This is a genomic window from Sphingomonas sp. ACRSK, assembly GCF_022346685.1.
GTDB lineage: Bacteria > Pseudomonadota > Alphaproteobacteria > Sphingomonadales > Sphingomonadaceae > Sphingomonas > Sphingomonas molluscorum.
In genome coordinates this window covers 63,740-81,684 of record NZ_JAKRNR010000003.1, presented here as the reverse complement: position 1 = coordinate 81,684, position 17,945 = coordinate 63,740, and the positions used below count along the sequence as shown (strand labels likewise).

The window sequence follows — 17,945 nt, the reverse complement described above, 5'->3', positions numbered from 1 at the left end:
GCGGGCGTACCCTTCGCGCGGGAGGAACAGGATGGACCCGATCCGCAGCATCGTGATCGTGGGCGGCGGCACGGCCGGCTGGATGGCGGCTGCCTTTCTCGCGCGCCAGCTCGATCACCTGCGGCTCTCGATCACGGTGGTTGAAAGCTCTGCGATCGGTACGGTGGGCGTCGGCGAGGCGACGGTGCCCGCGATCCGCGACTTCTTCGCGGCTGTGGGCCTCAGCGATGCCGAGGTGCTGCGCGAGACCGAAGGCACGATCAAATACGGCATCCGCTTCGATGGATGGAAGGCGCCCGGCCACCGCTTCTTTCATCCCTTCGGCCTCTACGGCACGCCTGCGCGCGGCGTCGCCTTCCACCATTACTGGCTGAAGCTGCGGCAGGCGGGTGACCCGACCCCGCTTGGCGCCTATTCGCTCGCGAGCCAGCTGGCCGAGCAGGGCCGCTTCCTGGCACCTGCGCAAAAGCCTACGAACGACCTCGGCGTCTTCGACTTCGCGGTGCACTTCGATGCGAGCAAGTTCGCCACCTTGCTGCGCGACCGTGCGGTCGCGGCCGGTGTCGTTCACGTCGATGGACGGATCGACCGCGTCGAGCGGGATGGCGAGACCGGCCATGTGGCCGCGGTCCTGCTGGAGGATGGGCGACGGATCGAAGGGGATCTCTGGATCGATTGCTCGGGCTTTCGCAGCCTGTTGCTGGGGGAGGCGCTGGAGGTCCCCTATGTCGACTGGCGCCGCTGGTTGCCGGTCAACCGCGCGATCGCCATTCCCTGCCGCCCGCGGGATGCCGCGCAAGAGCCATTCACCGTCGCCACTGCGCGCCGCGCCGGCTGGCAGTGGCGCATCCCGCTACGCCACCGCATCGGCAACGGGCATGTCTATTGCTCCGAGTTCCTCGACGACGCGTCGGCGGAAACCATGCTGCTGGAGCAGCTGGAAGGCGAGCCGCTCGGCCAGCCGAACCATCTGCGCTTCACCACCGGCCATCGTGCGCGTTTCTGGGAGCGCAACGTCGTTGGGCTGGGGCTCGCCTCGGGCTTCCTGGAGCCGCTGGAATCGACCAGCATTTCGCTCATCCAGACGGGATTGGAGCGGCTGGTGCGCTTTTTTCCGGACCGCGCCTGTGATCCACGCCTGGCTGCGATCTACAACCATCAATCCGTGCTGGAGTTCGAACGGCTCCGCGACTTCCTGCTGCTGCACTACTGGGCGAATCGCCGCCACGGCGAGCCGTTCTGGGACCATATGCGGGCGATGCCGCCGACTGAGGGGCTGCAGCTCAAGCTCGATACCTGGCGCGCGAGTGGCGAGTTCGCCCGACGCGAATGGGAAACCTTTCAAGACCCCAGCTGGCTGAGCCTCTATGCCGGGTTCGAGGATCTGCCCGAGCATCCGTCGCCGCTGGCCGACCGGTTCAGCATCGCCGAGCTCACCGACACCTTCGCGCGGATGCGCGCGGCGATTGCCGCGACGGTTGCACAGGCCGAACCGCACGCCGCCTTTCTGGCCCGGACCGTCGATGGTGGTGACGGCGGGCGCCGCGCCGCCGCCCGCTAGATCTCGTTCCTCAGTGCGCAGATTTCCGTCCGCAGCTTCTCCGCAGCCTCCACGCCCTTCGGCGTGATCGCGAGATAGCGACGCGCGTCCGCGGAAAAGGCCGGCCAGCGCGGGAGAGCGCCGCCGTTCGGATCGCCGCGTAGCGCGAAATTCACCCAATAGTCCTGAAGCGATGCTCCGCCGCCGATCGGCCGCGCGTCCATCACATAGGGAATTTCGATCGCATGGCTGGTGAGGCCGCCATCGGGTGCAAGGTCGAACTCGTAGCTCCACACGGGCCAGCCCTGGCGGACGAACTGGGTGGCGAGCGTGATGGCGGGGCAGCGAAACACCCAGTCGGTCTCGATTTCCAGCGCCGGGTGGCCGAGCCGCGGATCGCGCCCGGGCGTGCCGAAAGCATACAGCCGCTGCGCCTCTCCCGCGCGTGGACCGTAGACGCGTTGCAGCGTCTCCTTGATATCCGTCGCGCCTTCCTTGGGCCCGAACTCGACGCGGTTGGTCCCGATGATCACGGGTTTACGAGGCGCCTTAGCGAGCAGGCGCCGCGGAGACTCCGGCAGCACGCGACCATCGATGGTCGTCTTGAGCCACAGGAAGCCGTTGGTGTGCAGCGACGGGTCCGACAGCTTGGTGTCGATCTCGAGCAGCTGCTTCACCGGCGCCGCACGGAGCCCGGCAAGGCCTGCTCCCCCGGCCAGCCGTTCCGCCTGGTCGGCGATCGCGAAGGCGTCCCGCAGGGGCCGGAACGGCTGGCCGAAGCCCGGCGTGCCGCTCTGCAGAATGGCGCGCTTGAACAGGTCCCGTGCGTCGGGTGCAGCCAGCATCAGCGACACGTCCTGCGAGCCCGCCGACTCGCCGAACAGCGTCACCTGATCCGGGTCGCCGCCGAAGCGGGCGATGTTCGCGCGCACCCAGCGGAGCGCTGCGATCTGGTCCATCAGCCCATAGTTACCCGCGGTGCCGTTGACCGCTGCCTGCCGGGGGGCGAGGAAGCCGAGCACACCCAGGCGATACTGGATGGCCACCAGCACGACGCCCTTTCGGGTGATGCGGGACTCCACCATGCCGCCAGCCGATCCCGCGCGATTGCTGCCGCCGTGGATCCACACCATCACCGGCCGCTTGCCCCTGAGTCCGGGCGTGCGAATGTCGAGCGTCAGGCAATCTTCGCTGTAGTGCGCGGCGTCGGTGCGGTTCCAGCCATCGTCGTTCTGCGGGCAGGCAGGCGCCCGGACCTTGGCTGGGCGGACGCCCTGCCAGGCGCGCACCGGCTGGGGCGCGGCCCAGCGCAACTCGGCGAGCGGTGGCGCGGCATAGGGGATTCCTTGGAAGACCAGGGCGCCATCCTCCGCACTGGCGCCCTCCACCGTCCCGCCGGGAAGCGTGACGCGTGGCGGAGCCGGAGCTGCACCCAGGAGCAGCAGCGCTGCGACCGGCGCGAGGAGGCGCGCGCTCATTTCGCGACCGCCACCGGCTGCTGGGCGACGTTCCACCCGCGCAAGGTGAGCGACGGCGTCGCGGAGATGCTCGCCGGATAGCGCACCTCAATGCGCTTGCGTTCGCCGGGCAGCAGCGCGACGTAGTTGTCGCTGTAATAGGCCGGCAGGATGCGCTCGCCGTGCGCGTCCACCAGCGTCAGCTTGGCGTTGAGCACCGGCACCTGGCCTGGATTGGTTAACGTCACCGCGATCATCCGGTCGTCGCCATCTGCGACGGGTGCTGCAGCGGTGGCATCGAGAGCTACCTGTGCCAGGTCGTTCAGCGCCCGGTAGGAAGCGGGGTCACGGCCACGCCAGTAGAAGTTCTCGGCGACCACCCGGTTCTGCCCGTCCAGCAGCTGGAGGCTCACCAGCACCATCGAATCCTGCGCAAAGATGCGGTCGAGCGGGACTGGCTCCAGCTTCGTTGCCTGGTTCGCGGCGGCATCCACCCGATCGGTCCTCGTGAACAGCTCGCGATTGTCGAGGCTCACCACGCGCGTCCGCGCGGTGAGACCGGGTACCGCCGCTTGCGTGGTGTTGAGCACGACCAGCTCGTTGCCCGGCAGGTTCAGCTGCACGTGCAGCGGCTCGGCGGCCTTCTTCGCCCCATAATAAGCAGCGTGGGTGTCATAGTCCCAGCTGTAGATCTGCCACGCGTTGGACGGCCACGCCGGGTGCGTCATCCACAGCAAGCGGCCGGAATTCTTGGTCCACAGATGCCCCAGGAACCCCTCGTACATCGCCTTGTGGGTTTCGAGGTTCATCATCTGCGCCTTGCGCTCGAAGTCGGGGAAGCTGCTGGCCCCGCCGAACATCGTGCCCAGCGTCTGCATGAACGTCTTGGTGTCGCCGTTCCCCGCGAAGTGCCAGTCATGATAGGCTAGCGTGTCGCTGAGCGGCCACAGCTCGCTCTCCGGCACCGACGCCTTCACCGACTCCAGCGTGGAGAGCGACGGCGTGCCCGTCTCGACGGAGAAGCCGGTGGCGAGATCGGTGAAATAGCCGACTGGCGGGCGATAGTTGTACGGGCCCGACCCCTGCAGGTTCACCACGTTGGAGCTGCCGGTGAACCAGCGCGTGCCGTCATGTTCGGCGATCACGTCGTCCAGCCCCTCGTTGAGCGCAGGGTAGGGGACGCCCTCGTTGCGGCCGAACCAGAGGATGATCGACGGGTGATTGCGATAGCGCTTCACCGTGTCCACGGCGTTGGCGAGGAACAGCTGCGGATCCTGCGGTTCGACCTGGAAATTCTGGGTCGACTGCCAGAAGTCGTTGAGGATCATCATCCCGTTCTCGTCGGCAAGCTCGAAGAACTCCTCCTCGTTGTTGTTGCCCATCCAGTTGCGGATGACGTTCATGTGTGCCTCCTTCTGGAGGCGGAAATAGGGGGCGAGGCGCTCGCGGCTGACCTGCTTCATCGCATCGTCCATGCCCCAATTGCCGCCGCGCGCGGCGATCGGCACGCCATTCACGCGGATCGTGAGGTGGGGCTCCGGCATCAGCTGCGGCACGGGCGTGACGGCGGGCGATCGCTCGCCGGCCGCTGTCAGCGACTCCGCCCAGCCACGCGGGCTCTGCTTGATCCCCTCATGGGTCACGTCGATCAGCTTGGTGCCGGCGAGCTTGCCGTCGGTGGTCTGCACGTTGACGCGGCGCAGCGCCCCCGCATGATCGAACAGCGACAGGTCGTAACTCACCTCGCGGATGCCGAAGCGCTGGGTCCTGGTGTCCGAAAGCTGCCCGTTGGCGAGCGCCTCCAACGAAAGCTGATAGAGCGCCGCCTCGCCATAGCCGTTGGGCCACCACAGCCGCGGGTTGCGCACGCGCAACGCCGGGAACTCGGCCGGCGTGAAGACGACCCGGCTCTCCCCCGGCGGCGCCGACACAGTCTTTTCCACCCGTACGTCACCGAAGGCCGCGCGCACGGTTACCTGCCGCGCGGCCGTGCCGCCGTTCTCGACCGGCACGGTCACATGGACATCGGCGACGTCGGTGCGCGGCAGTGGCAGGTCGGTGATCACCTGCGGGTCTAGGATGCGGACGTCGCCGTGCGCCAACAGTTCGACCGGACGCCACAGGCCCGTGTTGCGATCGCGGATGCCGGGGATCCAGTCCCACCCTTCGGTCGCGATGAAGGTCGGGCCGTCGATCGCAAGCTGGCCGCCATTCTCGCCGACGCCCGCCGTGATAGACTGTTCGTGCGGAATCCCTGGGTGCGGCGGGGGAGACACGCGGATCGCCAAGCGGTTCTCGCCCGCGACCGGCACGAAATCGAACTGGCCGCGGATGAACGCGCCTTTGGTGGTTCCGAGCCGTTGACCGTTGGCCCAGATCTCCGACGCATAGTTGATGCCGCCGAAGATCAGCGTCAGCCGCTTGCCCGCCGCCTCGGGCGGCACGGTGAAGCTGGTGCGGTACCAGTAATCCTGGCGCGCCAGCTTCTCGGGAATCGCGAGGTTGTTGAGCCCGTAATAGGGGTGCGGGTAGACGCCGCGATCGACCAGCGTGGTCAGCACGGTGCCGGGTACTGTCGCCGCATGCCAGGTGCCGCTTGCCCGCGCCGATCGCGACAGGGCGCCCCCATCCTCCGTTACGTCGGGGGCGGCTGCCAGCTGCCAACCGTGGATCGTCCATCGCCCGTCGGCATTGCGGGTGAGCGGCGCAGTCCCTTCCGCGGGCCGTGCCTTGGGTGCGGTGATCGCCTTGCCGCGTGCCTGGGGCAGGGTCCACGGGTCCTGCTGGCGCCAAAGCCCGGTGTTCGCCTGCTTCTGCCACTCCCAGCCAACGCCTACGCGCCAGATCTGCACCAGGTCGAAGTCGGGGCGGTCGCGGACGGCAGTCGCGATCCTCTCCGGGGTCACTGCCGCGCCGGTGAAGGCGGCGTGTACCAGCGTGCCACCGAAATGGCGCCCGTCGACGATCGGAGCGATCCCCAGCCGCGGGGCGACGACAGTGGAAGGCGCGGCCCCGCGCCCGACGCGCCGGCCGTCGACATAGAGGGTGAGGGTGCGTCCGTCCGACACCGCCGCCAGATGCGTCCACTTGCCTGGTGCAAGAACAACGCGGCCGGAGACCGTCTGCCCGCCATCGACTGCTTCTGGCCTGCCCTCGCGCAATTGCAGCCTTCGGCTTGCGCCTGCCAGATCGCCGACCGCGACCAGGGTGGCGTCTGCCCGGGCTTCGTCCGGCCGTACCCAGGTCGAGATAGACCAGGGTGCGCCCGCCACCACTGCCGCCTCGCTACTTTGCAGCGGGCGCTCAATGCCGATCCCGCCCTTCAGGAATGCCGCATTGTAGGGGCCTGTGTTGCCGGGAGCCTGCGCCATGGTCGAGGTGGCCGTGCTCGCAAGCAACAGCATGGCGGCAAAGGACAGCGCACGCATTCAGATCTCCCCCCGGATAGACGCGGCTCCTGCTGTGCCGCTGTCGTCAGTTGGCGTGTGCGATTTGTTACATCAATTTCTGTTTCGCGATAGCTCCAGCAAGCACGCGCCGAACAATTCGCATGCTTTACGAAGTCGAGACAACTTTGGCGCTACGCGGCGCGTGACCACCGGCGTCGCACGCCCTCCCGACACGCAGCGTCGCGCCGACGCTAGGAGGGACGCCGCAGCACCCATGTGCCGCAAGCGACCAGCACCGCCGCGACCATCAGCGTGACGATCCAGCCCGGCTGCACGGCCCAGCAGAACAGGCCGAAGCCGATGACCATGCCCAGGCAGGAGGCGAGTTTGGCATGCCGGGGCACCGCGCCTCGTTCACGCCAGGCGAGCAGGGCCGGGCCAAACCGCGGGTGCCGCAGCAGCCATAGCTCCAGCCGCGGTGACGAGCGCGCAAAACAGGGCAGCGCCAGGATGAGGAAATCGGTCGTCGGCAGCAGCGGCACGAACACGCCCACGAAGCCGATCGCCACCAGCAGCAGACCGAGGCACAGCCATGCCAGCCGGGCGCTCCGCCCCCGCCGCAGGAGTGCCGCTTCAGGGGTCGGCGCTTGTTCAGCCATCGATCCTGCCGGCTCGCCGCGGGCTTGTTTCATGCGGCTGCCCTCCAGCGGCGCGTCGTGCCGATGCTAACCGGTACCGATTGGCCGGGGAAGCGTGGTGCCTTCAAAGCAGCGCCACGACGGACAGCAGCAGGGCAGTCATCGCCGCGTTCAGTGCCATGGCCATGCCCGCGAAGGTGCCGGCGGTCTCGCTCACCTGGAACGCGCGGGCGGTGCCGAGGCCATGGGCGGTGACGCCGATCGCAAAGCCGCGCGCGCGAGGATCGGTGATCCCCAGCCGGTTGAGCAGCGGCGTCGCCACCATCGCGCCCAGGATGCCGGTCGTCAGGATCGTTACCGCGGCCAGCGCAGCTATGCCGCCGATGCTCTCGGCGATCGCCATGCCGACCGGCGTTGTCGCCGAATGCGTCGCCAGCGTCGCCAGCACCTCGGGCGAGGCGCCCAGCGCCCAGCCGATCGCGACCGCGCTCAGGATCGCCGTCAGCGATCCGGCGAGCAGGGCTGCGAGCACCGCCTTGCCCGACCGGCGCACCAGCGGCCAGTTGCGCCACAGCGGCACGGCCAGTGCCACCGTCGCCGGCCCCAGCAGGAAGGTCAGCGTCGCCGTACCTTGCGCATAGGTCCTATAGGGCGTGCCGGTTGCGAACAGGATCGCCGCCAGCACCGGGACGGACATCAGCACCGGATGCGCGAGCGGATGGCGGTTGCTCCGGCGGGAGATGGTGTCGGCACCCTCGAACACCAGCAGGGTGACGGCGATCCACAGCAGCGGCGTGTGGAGGAGCGCGGCGAGCGCGGTCATGCCGCGGTTCCGTCGCGATCGGAGACCCAGCGGAACACGAGCGCCGTTACCGCGATCGTCAGCAGCGTGGCGCCCACACAGGCGACGAGGATGGCGATGCCGTCGCGCGCCAGCGCCGGTCCTTCGTCGATCAGGCCCATGGTTGCCGGCACGAACAGCACGGCGAAGTGGCCGATCAGCCAGGTCGCCACCGCCTTCAGCTCGACCCGCTCGGCGGGGCGGAGCTTCAGCCAGACGAACAGGAGGAACATGCCGAGCACGGGACCGGGGAGCGGGATGCCTGCGCCGCGGTTCAGGGCTTCGCCGATCAGTTGGCAGAACAGCAGTTGGGCGATAGCGGCGATCATCGTGCGTCCAGGTTAGAGCGGGACCGGCCCGAAATGAAGCAGCGTGCAGGGGGGCCTTGCGCCCTCGGCTCCCGCCTGCTCGGAACCGCTCGCCGTAGGAAGCGGCCGCCGCGAAGAACTTACCCGCCGTTCCTCCGGCGTCGCCACATCGCCGCACCGATCGTACCGCCGACTGCAGCAAGTGTCACCGCGCCCGCTGCATAGAGCGACTTGGGTACGGGCGCCGCATGTCCGGGCCGCAGGCGGCGCAGCAGACCGGCACGGTTCGACAGCGCCTCGAACATCTCCTCCGGCCCCTCCGGATCGAGCACCTCATTGTCGGCGAGCCACTTTTCGACGCTGGAGAGATCGGGCTCCTCATAGGCGCGCAGGCGCCGCCCGCTGGTCGGGCTCAGCGCGTCGATAGCCGCGATCAGCGAGCCGGTGTCGGCCATGTGGCGTGCGACGGTTCCAGGCTCCGTGCCGCAATGCTCGGCGATCAGCGCATGGGCGACATTGGCGATCGCCGGTGCCGCATGGGCGTTCGCCGGCCGGGTCGCGTCGATCGTCACGTCGCATTCGGTGTCGAGCCGCATCGACCGGTTGTTGAAGTTGGACGATCCCACCCGCAGGATCTCGCCGTCGATCACCGTCACCTTGGCGTGGATGTAGATCGGCTCGCCCGCGTCGTTTTCGGCATGATAGACGCGGAAGCGCCCGTGGCGGTCGCGCCGGCGCAGCGCCTCGACGAGCCGCGCGCGCGCCGTGTCCATCGCAATCGGCTCCAGCCAGCCTTGCGCGCTCACCGGGTTGACGATCACGATCTCTGGCCCGTCCGGCTCGTCGAGCCGGCGGGCGATGGCTTCGGCGATCTTGCGCGACGCGAAATACTGGCTCTCGGCATAGATCCAGCGTTCGGCGCGCGCGATCAGGTCCAGGTACAGCGCTTCGATCTCGCGAACCGGCGGCTGGTCCGGCATCTCGGGCGAGGAGCGCGAGATCGCGACCTCGACGTCGGTGAAGGTCGCGTCCAGTCCCTCCGGCCAGGGCGGGGTCGCATCCTCGCTCGGCACCGGCAGAGGCTGCCCGCCCGCCAATTTCCAGCGCGTCCGGCAGAGTTCGCCCAGTGTCTTTGCGACCGGTCCGGCGAGTGCGGTGGTGGCGTCGTGCCAGGGACCATAAGGGGTGCCGTTCGGCTCCACGCGCGCTGGCTCGTCGGTGCGGTGCTCGCGCGTGTCCCAACGGTCGGCGGTCATGTCGATACCGCCGCAAAAGGCGAGGCAGTCGTCGATCACCACGACCTTCTGGTGGTGTGACGCGGCGGGGGGGTGGAAGGCGTCGAGCTTCGCGGTGATGCGCGGGTGCGCCTTCCAGCGCAGCAGCGTCAGGATGGTGGTGCCGCGAAACATCGACTTCACCGCGCCGGTGTCCCAGCGCAGGATGTGGACGTGCAGCCGCTTGCGCGCGCCCACCAGCCATTCAAGAAACGCGCCGACGCGGGCGGGAGCGTCATCCTCGTCGTTCTGCACCAGCTTGATGCGGCCGTCGAAGTCCCAGCCGATCAGCAGCAGCTGCTGCTCCGCCCTCCGCATCGCGGCGCGGGCGAGCCGGAAATAGGCGTCGGCATCGATGATGACGGCGGCGCGACTCGCCGGCTCGATCCGCCAGCAGTTGCGACCGGGCTCTAGCGGGGGCGTGGTCCTGGCCATGGTTCAGAGGATCTCGCGGATCGTCTCGGGCGGACGACAGAGGCGTACGCCTTTGTCGGTCTCGACCAGCGGTCGCTCGATCAGGATCGGGTGCGCGGCCATGGCGTCGAGGATCGCGTCGTCGGAGGCAGCCCCCAGCCCCTGCTCCTTGGCGATCGTCTCGCTCCGACGAAGGCCCTGGGCAGGTGTCATGCCGACACGCGCGTAGAGCGCCGCCAACTCCGCGCGGGAAGGCGGCAGCTTCTGATAGTCGCGAACCGTCACCTCCACGCCGGGTGTCGCCTCCAGGATGGCCAGCGCTTCACGGGACTTCGAACAGCGGGGATTGTGCCAGATGGTCGCCTTCAACGCGTTCTTCCCTGCTGTTTGGTGGAGGAAGTGGAGGGAAGCGAGAGCGGCGCGCGAAGTGTCGCATGCGCCGATCCCGCCTGCACTCAGGCCGCCGGCTGCTTTGCCAGCCACTCCTCCAGCCACTTGATCGTGTACGCTCCCTCGCGGAACTCGGGGTCGTCGAGCAGCGCCTGGTGAAGCGGGATGGTGGTCTTCATCCCCTCGATCACGAACTCGTCGAGCGCGCGCTGCAGGCGAAGGAGGCAGCCCTCGCGCGTGCGGCCATAGACGATCAGCTTGGCGATCATGCTGTCGTAATAGGGCGGCACCTTGTAGCCGGCATAGAGGCCGCTATCGACGCGGACGTGCATGCCGCCCGGCACGTGATAGGCCGCGACCTTGCCCGGCGAGGGCGTGAAGGTGCGCGGATCCTCGGCATTGATGCGGCACTCGATCGCGTGGCCGCGGAACTCGATCTCGTCCTGCTGGACCGACAGCGGATGGCCTTCGGCGACGCGGATCTGCTCGCGCACCAGGTCGACGCCGGTGATCATCTCGGTGACCGGATGCTCCACCTGCAGGCGGGTGTTCATCTCGATGAAGTAGAACTCGCCGTCTTCCCACAGGAACTCGATCGTGCCCGCACCGCGATAGCCCATGTCGGCCATCGCCTTGGCGACGATGCCGCCCATGCGGTCGCGCTCGGCGGCCGACAGGATCGGGGAGGGGGCTTCCTCCAGCACCTTCTGGTGGCGGCGCTGGAGCGAACAGTCGCGCTCGCCCAGGTGGATGGCGTTGCCGTTGCCGTCGCCGAACACCTGGAATTCGATGTGCCTGGGGTTGCCCAGGTACTTTTCCATATAGACGGTCGCGTCACCGAACGCGGCCTTCGCCTCGGTACCCGCCTGCTGCATCAGCGTCTCGAGCTGGTCGGGGCTGGTGCAGACCTTCATGCCGCGGCCGCCGCCACCCGATGCCGCCTTGATGATGACGGGATAGCCGATCCGTTCGGCCAGCGCCTTGGCTTCGGCCAGGTCGCTGATCGCGCCGTCGGAGCCCGGTACCAGCGGCAGCCCCAGCGCGCCGGCGGTGCGCTTCGCCTCGACCTTGTCGCCCATCGTGCGGATGTGCTCGGGCTTGGGCCCGACGAAGATTAGGTTATGCGATTCGACGATCTCGGCGAACTTGGCGTTTTCCGACAGGAAGCCATAGCCCGGATGGATCGCGTCCGCGCCCGTCACCTCGGCGGCCGAGATGATGTTGGGGATGTTGAGGTAGCTCTCGGTCGCCGACGGCGGCCCGATGCACACCGCCTCGTCCGCCAGCCGCACGTGCATCGCATCAGCGTCGGCGGTCGAATGGACCGCCACCGTTTTGATGCCCATCTCATGGCAGGCGCGATGGATGCGGAGCGCGATTTCGCCGCGGTTCGCGATCAGCAGCTTCTTGATTTCGGGCACGGGCTTACTCGACGACGACGAGCGGCTGGTCGAACTCGACCGGCTGGCCGTTGGAGACGAGCACTGCGGTGACGGTGCCGGCCGCAGTCGCCTGGATCGGGTTCATCACCTTCATCGCCTCGATGATGACCAGCGTGTCGCCGGCGGCGACCTTCTGGCCGACCGAGACGAACGGCTTGGCGCCCGGCTCTGCGGCCAGATAGACGGTGCCGACCATCGGCGACTTGACTGCGTCCGCGGTTGCCGTCGGTGCCGAACCGCCGGCTTCGGCTGGGGCTGCGGCCGGCGAGGCCGGTGCACCGGCCATCGGGGCCGGCTGCGGCGCATAGGCCTGCGGCATCGCCATCGGCACCTGCGCGACCGGCGCTGCCTTGCGCGCCACGCGAACCTTGCGGCTGCCGTCCTCGACCTCGATCTCGGTCAGCTGCGTCTGGTCCAGGACTTCCGCCAGCTGGCGTACCAGCTCGATGTCGATCGCCATGGTGGCGGGTTGCGTATCTTCTGCCATGAGACCCCCAGGGGAAAAACCGCGCTCCTGTCAGATGCGCGCGGCGGCTTCAAGCGCCAGCAGATAGGAAAGCGCGCCGAATCCGGCGATGGTTCCCTTGGCCGCCTGTCCGATCAGGCTGGTATGGCGGAAAGCCTCGCGCCGGTGCGGGTTGGACAGATGCACCTCGATCACCGGCGTCTTCACCGATTTGATCGCATCGTGCAGCGCCACCGACGTATGGGTGAAGCCGCCTGCGTTCAGCAGCACAGCGCGCGCGCGCTGCGCCTGCGCCTCGTGCAGCCAGTCGATCAGATGGCCTTCGTGGTTCGATTGGCGCAGGTCGATCTCCAGGTCGAGCTCGCGGGCCCGGTCCTCCAGCATGCCGGCGATGTCGTCCAGCGTGTCGGAGCCGTAGATCTCGGGCTCACGCAGTCCCAGCAGGTTCAGGTTGGGGCCGTTGAGGACGTAGACGGTTGCTGGGACGGTGTCCGCCATGCGCTGCCTTTCGGTTGCGGGCCGGGTCGCCGGCACCCTATATGCGCCGGCCATAGCCCCGAGCGTCGGACGAAGTCGAGACGCGCCGCGGACGACGACAGGCAAGGCGAACCCGAATGCACAACGACGGCACCATCACGATCATCGTCAACGGCGAGCACAAGCGCGTCCGCGCCGGCCAGACCATCGCCGAACTCGCGGCGGAGATCGGGCTAGTGCCGGAGAAGGTCGCGGTCGAGCGCAACCTGGAGGTGGTGCCCCGCTCGACGCTGCACGAAGCCAAGCTCCACGACGGCGACGAGCTGGAGATCGTGCACTTCGTCGGCGGCGGCGACCATGCGGTGGCGGTGGACGAGGATCGCTGGGAGGTCGCCGGCAAGCGCTTTCGTTCGCGCCTGATCGTCGGCACCGGCAAGTACAAGGACATGGCGCAGAATGCCGCTGCGGTCGAAGCCTCGGGCGCGGAGATCGTCACGGTCGCCGTGCGCCGGGTGAACGTCACCGATCCCAACGCGCCGATGCTCACGGACTTCATCGACCCCAAGAAGATCACCTATCTTCCCAACACCGCCGGCTGCTTCACGGCAGAAGACGCGATCCGCACGCTCCGGCTTGCGCGCGAGGCCGGCGGCTGGGAGCTGGTGAAGCTGGAGGTGCTGGGCGAGGCGCGCACCCTCTATCCCGACATGGTCGAGACGCTGCGCGCGACCGAGATCCTGGCCAAGGAAGGTTTCAAGCCGATGGTCTATTGCGTGGACGATCCCATCGCCGCCAAGCGGCTGGAGGATGTCGGCGCCGTCGCGATCATGCCGCTGGGGGCGCCGATCGGCTCCGGCCTTGGCATCCAGAACAAGGTGACGATCCGCCTGATCGTGGAGGGCGCGAAGGTGCCGGTGCTGGTCGACGCGGGCGTCGGCACCGCCTCGGACGCGGCCGCCGCGATGGAGCTTGGCTGCGACGGCGTGCTCATGAACACCGCCATTGCAGAGGCCAAGGACCCGATCCTGATGGCGCAGGCGATGCGCTCGGCGGTGGAGGCGGGGCGGCTCGCCTATCGCGCCGGTCGCATGGGCAAGCGCCGCTATGCGGACCCGTCGAGCCCGCTCGCCGGACTGATCTAAAGCAAGTCGGGATACCGGATCGTGGAACCGCGATCCGTGCCACCCGTTCTTCTTACGATGGCTGAACGGCGCGCTTCCCGCTGCTGCCGCGGCCACCGAGAGGAGACGATCATGGGTGAACTCACCGACAAGATCAAAGGCAACGTCAACGAAGCGCTCGGCAAGGCGAAGCAGCAGAGCAACAACCCCGCCACCCGCGACGAAGGCGCGGTGCAAGAAGGCAAGGGCAAGGTGCAGCAGTTCGCCGGCAAGGTGAAGGGCGCCCTCGGCGACGACATCTGAGCCGACACGAGTTCCGCGAGAGCGGAGGCATGGGGCCGCTCCGGGAGACCGGGGCGGCCTTTTGCATGCCCTGCTAGTCTGCGACCTGGACGCAGTTCCGGCCTGACGCCTTGGCGCGGTACAGCGCTTCGTCGGCACGGTTGAGAATGGTGGCCGGATCGCTCGCCGGATCCACCGCGGCCAGGCCGATGCTGGCGGTGATCCTCGGGCTCTCGATCTCGAGCATCCCGCTGGGTAGTTCCACCTTCAACTGCTCGACCGCCTCGCGCAGCCGCTCGCATGTCGCCTCCGCCTCCTTCGGATTGATTCCCACGAGCAGGATGGCGAATTCCTCTCCGCCGATGCGCGCGAGACAGTGCCTCCGGTCGATCGTCGCGGCGGCGATGCGCGCGAACGCCTGCAGCGCGAGATCGCCCACCGCATGGCCGAACCGGTCGTTGACCGACTTGAAGTGATCGAGATCGACAAGCGCGACGCTGCCTTGGCTGCTGCCGACCCGGCAATGCTCGATCTGATTGCGCAACCGCTGGAGGAAACTCCGCCGATTGACGAGACCGGTCAGCGGATCTGTACTCGCCGCGATCTCGAGTGCCAGTTCGGTCGCCTTGCGCGCGGAAATGTCGCGCAGGATCACGATCAGCCCCTGCCCGGCGGTGCCCCCGAGGCCGCGTAGCGCGGCCTCGAACCAGGTCGGTTCCGCGGTTTCGCGTGGGCTGCGGAACTGGGCGATGTGCGCAATGTCGGGGTTGGCGAGCGCCTGGCGGTGGGCGCGCCACAGAACGTGCTGGTCCTCGGGATGTACCAGGGTGAAGCCGTGCTGCCCCAGATAATAGGCCGGCGGCTGTCCCGCGACCTGCGCGACGGATGGGGAGGCGTGCAGGATCGTGCCGTCGGGCGCCACCTCCAAGATGACATCCGCCGAGCGGTCCGACAGCAGGCGGAATCGCGCTTCGCTCTGGGAGAGGTCGCGGATCGCCTGGCGGTGCTGCTTGATCAATGCCGCCACGGGCAGCACCAGCAGCGCTGCGCACCCGACGTAGAATTGGAAGAAGAGGATGCGGTTCAGCGGCGGGGTCGGCAATGCGTGAACCGGCCCGTGGCCGCTCAGCGAAAGCAGCCCGCCGATTCCCACCAGCAGGAGGATCGAGCCCGCGGCACCGATGCGCACGTACAGCATCGTGGCTGCCAGCATCGGCAGCATGGGGAGGAACAGCAGCGGGACGCTGTCCTGGAGAAATACCCCGGTTACCACTGCCGCCACCAGTCCCAGCACGGCGAACGGACCCATCTGCGCACGCAGTGGCGCCTGGAACCAGCGCCCGACGTCGCCCCGCAAGAGCAGCATGATCAGCGGCGTGAAGGTGATGGTGCCCAGGCCGTGGCTCGTGAACCACCGGATGGCCGTTCGCTGCCAGCTCGCGTCGGTGAGCAGGGAAATCGCGCTCGCGGCGATCACCGCGCCGATGAGAGGCCCGATGATCCCCGCGATCAGCAGGAACATGACAACCCCGGTAACCCGGTCGAAAAACCGGCCCTCCCAGCGACGCAGCAGCCAGGCCGGAAGCGTCGCTTCGGTCATGGTCGCCGCCAGGAGCGGGGCGGCCGCAGCCAGGCCCATGCCGAAGCAGGCGGTGGCGGCGAACATGGCGACGCCGAACGCCGGCAGCAGCCATCGCCACTGGTCCCGCGGCCGCAGCGATAAGGCGGCGATCACCAGCCCCGTGTTCCCCCAGATGAAGGCAATGTTCCCGTCGAATCGGGTCAGCAACAGGCTTGCCGCCGAAAGCACCAGCGACGCCAGCCCGAGGCGGGCGACGCTGCCGATCATGCTGGGGGCGGGAAGAGCAGCGATCACGGCGTTGGGATGGCGTCCGAAGGTTAACAACGCCTTAGGTTCGCGCGGCAAAGCGGTTCGCGCAAGCCGTCGCGTGTTGTTCAGGCGCGATGCCACTGGTGCACCTCCGCGGGTGCGCTTGACCGTGCCGCCCGGCTCGACCTATCGACCGCACGGAAGAGAGGTGCCGATGAACAAGCTCTACCCCGATGCTGCCTCGGCGCTCGACGGACTGCTGCGCGACGACATGCTGATCTGTGCGGGCGGCTTCGGCCTGTGCGGGATTCCGGAACGGCTGATCGACGCGATCGAAGCTTCGGGCGTCTCCGGCCTGACGATCGCCAGCAACAATGCCGGCATCGATGGCGTGGGGCTGGGCAAGCTGTTGCGCTCGCGCCAGGTGAAGAAGATGATTTCCTCCTATGTGGGCGAGAACAAGGAGTTCGAGCGCCAGTATCTGTCGGGCGAACTCGAAGTCGAGTTCTGCCCCCAGGGTACGCTTGCCGAGCGCTGCCGCGCGGGCGGGGCGGGCATTCCCGGCTTCTACACCAAGACCGGCGTCGGCACGCAGGTGGCAGAGGGCAAGGAAGTGAAGGTCTTCGACGGGGAGGAGTATATCCTCGAGCGCGGCATCCGCGCCGACCTGTCGATCATCAAGGGGTGGAAGGCCGACGAGGCCGGCAACCTCGTGTTTCGCAAGACGGCGCGCAACTTCAACCAGCCGATGGCGACCGCGGGTCGCATCTGCGTCGCCGAGGTCGAGGAAGTGGTGCCGGTCGGCAGCCTCGATCCCGACGGCATTCATCTTCCGGGCATCTATGTGAAGCGCATGATCGTGGGGGCCCCCTACGACAAGAAGATCGAGTTCCGCACGGTGCGGGAGCGTCCCGCGGCATGATGATGTTGCGGACTGGGCAGCGGCTCGCCTTTGCGGGCATTTCGGCGACCGCGCTGCTGCTGCCAGGCTGCGTGGCGGCCGTGCCGGTCGGTGCTGCCGCCGTGATCGGCAAGAACGTCGTCTTTCCCGGCGGCGGCGAGGACGAGAACGAGAACGAGAAAGCGGAGGACGCCGAAAAGGCTGCCCGCAAACAGGCGCGCGAGCTGGAGCGCGAACAGCGCCGTCAGGCGAAGCGCGAAGCCAAGCGCCGCGAACAAGCGGAGGAGGAAGGTAGTCCCCCCGCGCTTCAGGCGACGACAGCGCCCACCCGGCCCGCCATGGCAGCCGCAGGCACCGTCCCGGCGGGCATGCAGTACCTCTATGGCTCGGGCGAGGCGGCGGCGCTTTCATCCCAGGCCTATCGCGCCCTTGCCCAGCACGTCCGCGCAAGCGCCGACTATCGCCAGGCCGGCATCGAGGTCGCGTCGGTGGTGCTCGCCCCGGGATCCTCGCTCGCCAGCCCCCATTTTGTCGAATGCGGTGCCAAGCCATTGGCAATCGTGCTCGACATTGACGAGACCGTGCTCCTCAACCTCGGCTACGAAGCCGATGAGGCGGCGCGGGGCCTTTCGTACGATGACGCGCGCTGGCGCCGCTGGGAAGCGACCGGCGCCGGCAAGGTCGATCCGGTGCCCGGCGCGGTCGAGGCGATCAGCGCTGCGCGTAGGGCGGGCGTCGCAGTCGTCTACATCTCCAACCGCACCGCCGCCAATGCACCCGCAACCACGCGCGCGCTGGAAGGGGCAGGGCTCGGCAAGGCGATTCCGGGCGAAACCCTGCTCCTCAAGGAAGAGGGCGCGGGCAGCGGCAAGGATGCGCGCCGGGCTCAGGTGGCGGAGACGCACTGCGTCGTGGCGCTGGTCGGCGACCAACTCGGCGACTTCAGCGACCTTTTCTCCGCGCCCGGCATGACGCCGGCGGCCCGACGTGCGGCTGCCGACGGTGTGCAGATCGAGCCACTTTGGGGTGCAGGCTGGTTCATGCTCCCCAATCCCGTCTACGGCACGGGGCTGAAGGGCGGGATCGCCGACGTGTTTCCCGCCAATCGCCGCTGGACCGATCCCGGTGCCGCTGCAGCCGCCGGCGTCTCCGCCGCCACCCCCAAGGAGTAGCC

General features: G+C 68.1%; 16 protein-coding genes. 5 read left to right on the top strand and 11 right to left on the bottom strand.

Features of this window, described 5'->3' with window-relative positions:
- Window positions 1–31 precede the first annotated feature (31 nt).
- Window positions 32–1,561: a tryptophan halogenase family protein gene (locus tag MHZ35_RS02760; RefSeq protein ID WP_239434257.1), complete on the top strand. Its 1,530-nt coding sequence runs from the start codon at window positions 32–34 to the stop codon at window positions 1,559–1,561.
- On the opposite strand, the gene MHZ35_RS02755 is transcribed toward MHZ35_RS02760, so the two are convergent.
- The 10 genes from MHZ35_RS02755 to aroQ form a co-directional block, all read right to left on the bottom strand.
- A complete protein-coding gene (locus MHZ35_RS02755; RefSeq protein WP_239434256.1) occupies window positions 1,558–3,018 on the bottom strand; it encodes a carboxylesterase/lipase family protein in 1,461 nt (486 codons plus the stop codon). The two genes, MHZ35_RS02760 and MHZ35_RS02755, sit on opposite strands and share 4 nt — an antisense overlap.
- Window positions 3,015–6,425 (bottom strand): glycosyl hydrolase 2 galactose-binding domain-containing protein, encoded by a 3,411-nt coding sequence (locus MHZ35_RS02750; RefSeq protein WP_239434255.1) that lies wholly within the window; start codon window positions 6,423–6,425, stop codon window positions 3,015–3,017. The genes MHZ35_RS02755 and MHZ35_RS02750 overlap by 4 nt, the downstream gene beginning before the upstream one ends.
- Before the next feature lie 212 nt (window positions 6,426–6,637).
- The gene (locus MHZ35_RS02745; protein WP_342453499.1) at window positions 6,638–7,078 is read right to left on the bottom strand and encodes a YbaN family protein; all 441 of its coding nucleotides are present in this window, start codon (window positions 7,076–7,078) and stop codon (window positions 6,638–6,640) included.
- Window positions 7,079–7,148: 70 nt separating this feature from the next.
- Window positions 7,149–7,847, bottom strand: coding sequence for an LrgB family protein (locus MHZ35_RS02740; protein ID WP_239434254.1), 699 nt, complete (start codon window positions 7,845–7,847; stop codon window positions 7,149–7,151).
- Window positions 7,844–8,194 (bottom strand): CidA/LrgA family protein, encoded by a 351-nt coding sequence (locus tag MHZ35_RS02735; RefSeq protein ID WP_239434253.1) that lies wholly within the window; start codon window positions 8,192–8,194, stop codon window positions 7,844–7,846. The genes MHZ35_RS02740 and MHZ35_RS02735 overlap by 4 nt, the downstream gene beginning before the upstream one ends.
- Window positions 8,195–8,313: 119 nt before the next feature.
- Entirely contained in the window at window positions 8,314–9,882 is a 1,569-nt protein-coding gene (locus tag MHZ35_RS02730; RefSeq protein ID WP_239434252.1) for a phospholipase D-like domain-containing protein, read from the bottom strand.
- 3 nt (window positions 9,883–9,885) lie between these two features.
- Complete coding sequence (arsC, locus tag MHZ35_RS02725; RefSeq protein WP_239434251.1) at window positions 9,886–10,230, bottom strand: arsenate reductase (glutaredoxin); 345 nt, start codon at window positions 10,228–10,230, stop codon at window positions 9,886–9,888.
- A gap of 86 nt (window positions 10,231–10,316) precedes the next feature.
- A complete protein-coding gene (accC, locus tag MHZ35_RS02720; protein WP_239434250.1) occupies window positions 10,317–11,672 on the bottom strand; it encodes an acetyl-CoA carboxylase biotin carboxylase subunit in 1,356 nt (451 codons plus the stop codon).
- A gap of 4 nt (window positions 11,673–11,676) precedes the next feature.
- A complete protein-coding gene (accB, locus tag MHZ35_RS02715) occupies window positions 11,677–12,180 on the bottom strand; it encodes an acetyl-CoA carboxylase biotin carboxyl carrier protein (protein ID WP_132883644.1) in 504 nt (167 codons plus the stop codon).
- Between the two features lie 30 nt (window positions 12,181–12,210).
- A complete protein-coding gene (aroQ, locus tag MHZ35_RS02710; RefSeq protein WP_132883643.1) occupies window positions 12,211–12,657 on the bottom strand; it encodes a type II 3-dehydroquinate dehydratase in 447 nt (148 codons plus the stop codon).
- Between the two features lie 116 nt (window positions 12,658–12,773).
- Between aroQ and thiS the strand changes: the two genes are divergently transcribed.
- Complete coding sequence (gene thiS, locus MHZ35_RS02700) at window positions 12,774–13,778, top strand: sulfur carrier protein ThiS (RefSeq protein ID WP_274615609.1); 1,005 nt, start codon at window positions 12,774–12,776, stop codon at window positions 13,776–13,778.
- Window positions 13,779–13,889: 111 nt separating this feature from the next.
- Complete coding sequence (locus MHZ35_RS02695) at window positions 13,890–14,060, top strand: CsbD family protein (protein WP_125961144.1); 171 nt, start codon at window positions 13,890–13,892, stop codon at window positions 14,058–14,060.
- A 73-nt stretch (window positions 14,061–14,133) separates the two neighbouring features.
- Here the strand turns inward: MHZ35_RS02695 and MHZ35_RS02690 are convergent, their stop codons facing one another.
- Complete coding sequence (locus tag MHZ35_RS02690; RefSeq protein ID WP_239434249.1) at window positions 14,134–15,945, bottom strand: sensor domain-containing diguanylate cyclase; 1,812 nt, start codon at window positions 15,943–15,945, stop codon at window positions 14,134–14,136.
- Between the two features lie 139 nt (window positions 15,946–16,084).
- On the opposite strand from MHZ35_RS02690, the gene MHZ35_RS02685 reads away from it, so the two are divergent.
- Window positions 16,085–16,792 (top strand): CoA transferase subunit A, encoded by a 708-nt coding sequence (locus MHZ35_RS02685; RefSeq protein WP_125961142.1) that lies wholly within the window; start codon window positions 16,085–16,087, stop codon window positions 16,790–16,792.
- Window positions 16,789–17,943 carry an HAD family acid phosphatase gene (locus MHZ35_RS02680; RefSeq protein WP_239434248.1) on the top strand — a complete coding sequence of 385 codons (1,155 nt, stop codon included), beginning with the start codon at window positions 16,789–16,791 and terminating at the stop codon, window positions 17,941–17,943. Before MHZ35_RS02685 ends, MHZ35_RS02680 begins: the two co-directional genes overlap by 4 nt.
- Window positions 17,944–17,945 lie beyond the last annotated feature (2 nt).

Excerpts from the sequence above, each read along its gene's own strand:
- MHZ35_RS02730 (WP_239434252.1), bottom strand. The coding sequence starts at position 9,882 with ATGGCCAGGACCACGCCCCCGCTAGAGCCCGGTCGCAACTGCTGGCGG.
- MHZ35_RS02735 (WP_239434253.1), bottom strand. The coding sequence starts at position 8,194 with ATGATCGCCGCTATCGCCCAACTGCTGTTCTGCCAACTGATCGGCGAA.
- MHZ35_RS02745 (WP_342453499.1), bottom strand. The coding sequence starts at position 7,078 with ATGAAACAAGCCCGCGGCGAGCCGGCAGGATCGATGGCTGAACAAGCG.
- accB (WP_132883644.1), bottom strand. The coding sequence starts at position 12,180 with ATGGCAGAAGATACGCAACCCGCCACCATGGCGATCGACATCGAGCTG.
- thiS (WP_274615609.1), top strand. The coding sequence starts at position 12,774 with ATGCACAACGACGGCACCATCACGATCATCGTCAACGGCGAGCACAAG.
- MHZ35_RS02760 (WP_239434257.1), top strand. The coding sequence starts at position 32 with ATGGACCCGATCCGCAGCATCGTGATCGTGGGCGGCGGCACGGCCGGC.
- MHZ35_RS02685 (WP_125961142.1), top strand. The coding sequence starts at position 16,085 with ATGAACAAGCTCTACCCCGATGCTGCCTCGGCGCTCGACGGACTGCTG.
- MHZ35_RS02680 (WP_239434248.1), top strand. The coding sequence starts at position 16,789 with ATGATGATGTTGCGGACTGGGCAGCGGCTCGCCTTTGCGGGCATTTCG.
- aroQ (WP_132883643.1), bottom strand. The coding sequence starts at position 12,657 with ATGGCGGACACCGTCCCAGCAACCGTCTACGTCCTCAACGGCCCCAAC.
- MHZ35_RS02740 (WP_239434254.1), bottom strand. The coding sequence starts at position 7,847 with ATGACCGCGCTCGCCGCGCTCCTCCACACGCCGCTGCTGTGGATCGCC.
- MHZ35_RS02750 (WP_239434255.1), bottom strand. The coding sequence starts at position 6,425 with ATGCGTGCGCTGTCCTTTGCCGCCATGCTGTTGCTTGCGAGCACGGCC.
- MHZ35_RS02755 (WP_239434256.1), bottom strand. The coding sequence starts at position 3,018 with ATGAGCGCGCGCCTCCTCGCGCCGGTCGCAGCGCTGCTGCTCCTGGGT.
- MHZ35_RS02695 (WP_125961144.1), top strand. The coding sequence starts at position 13,890 with ATGGGTGAACTCACCGACAAGATCAAAGGCAACGTCAACGAAGCGCTC.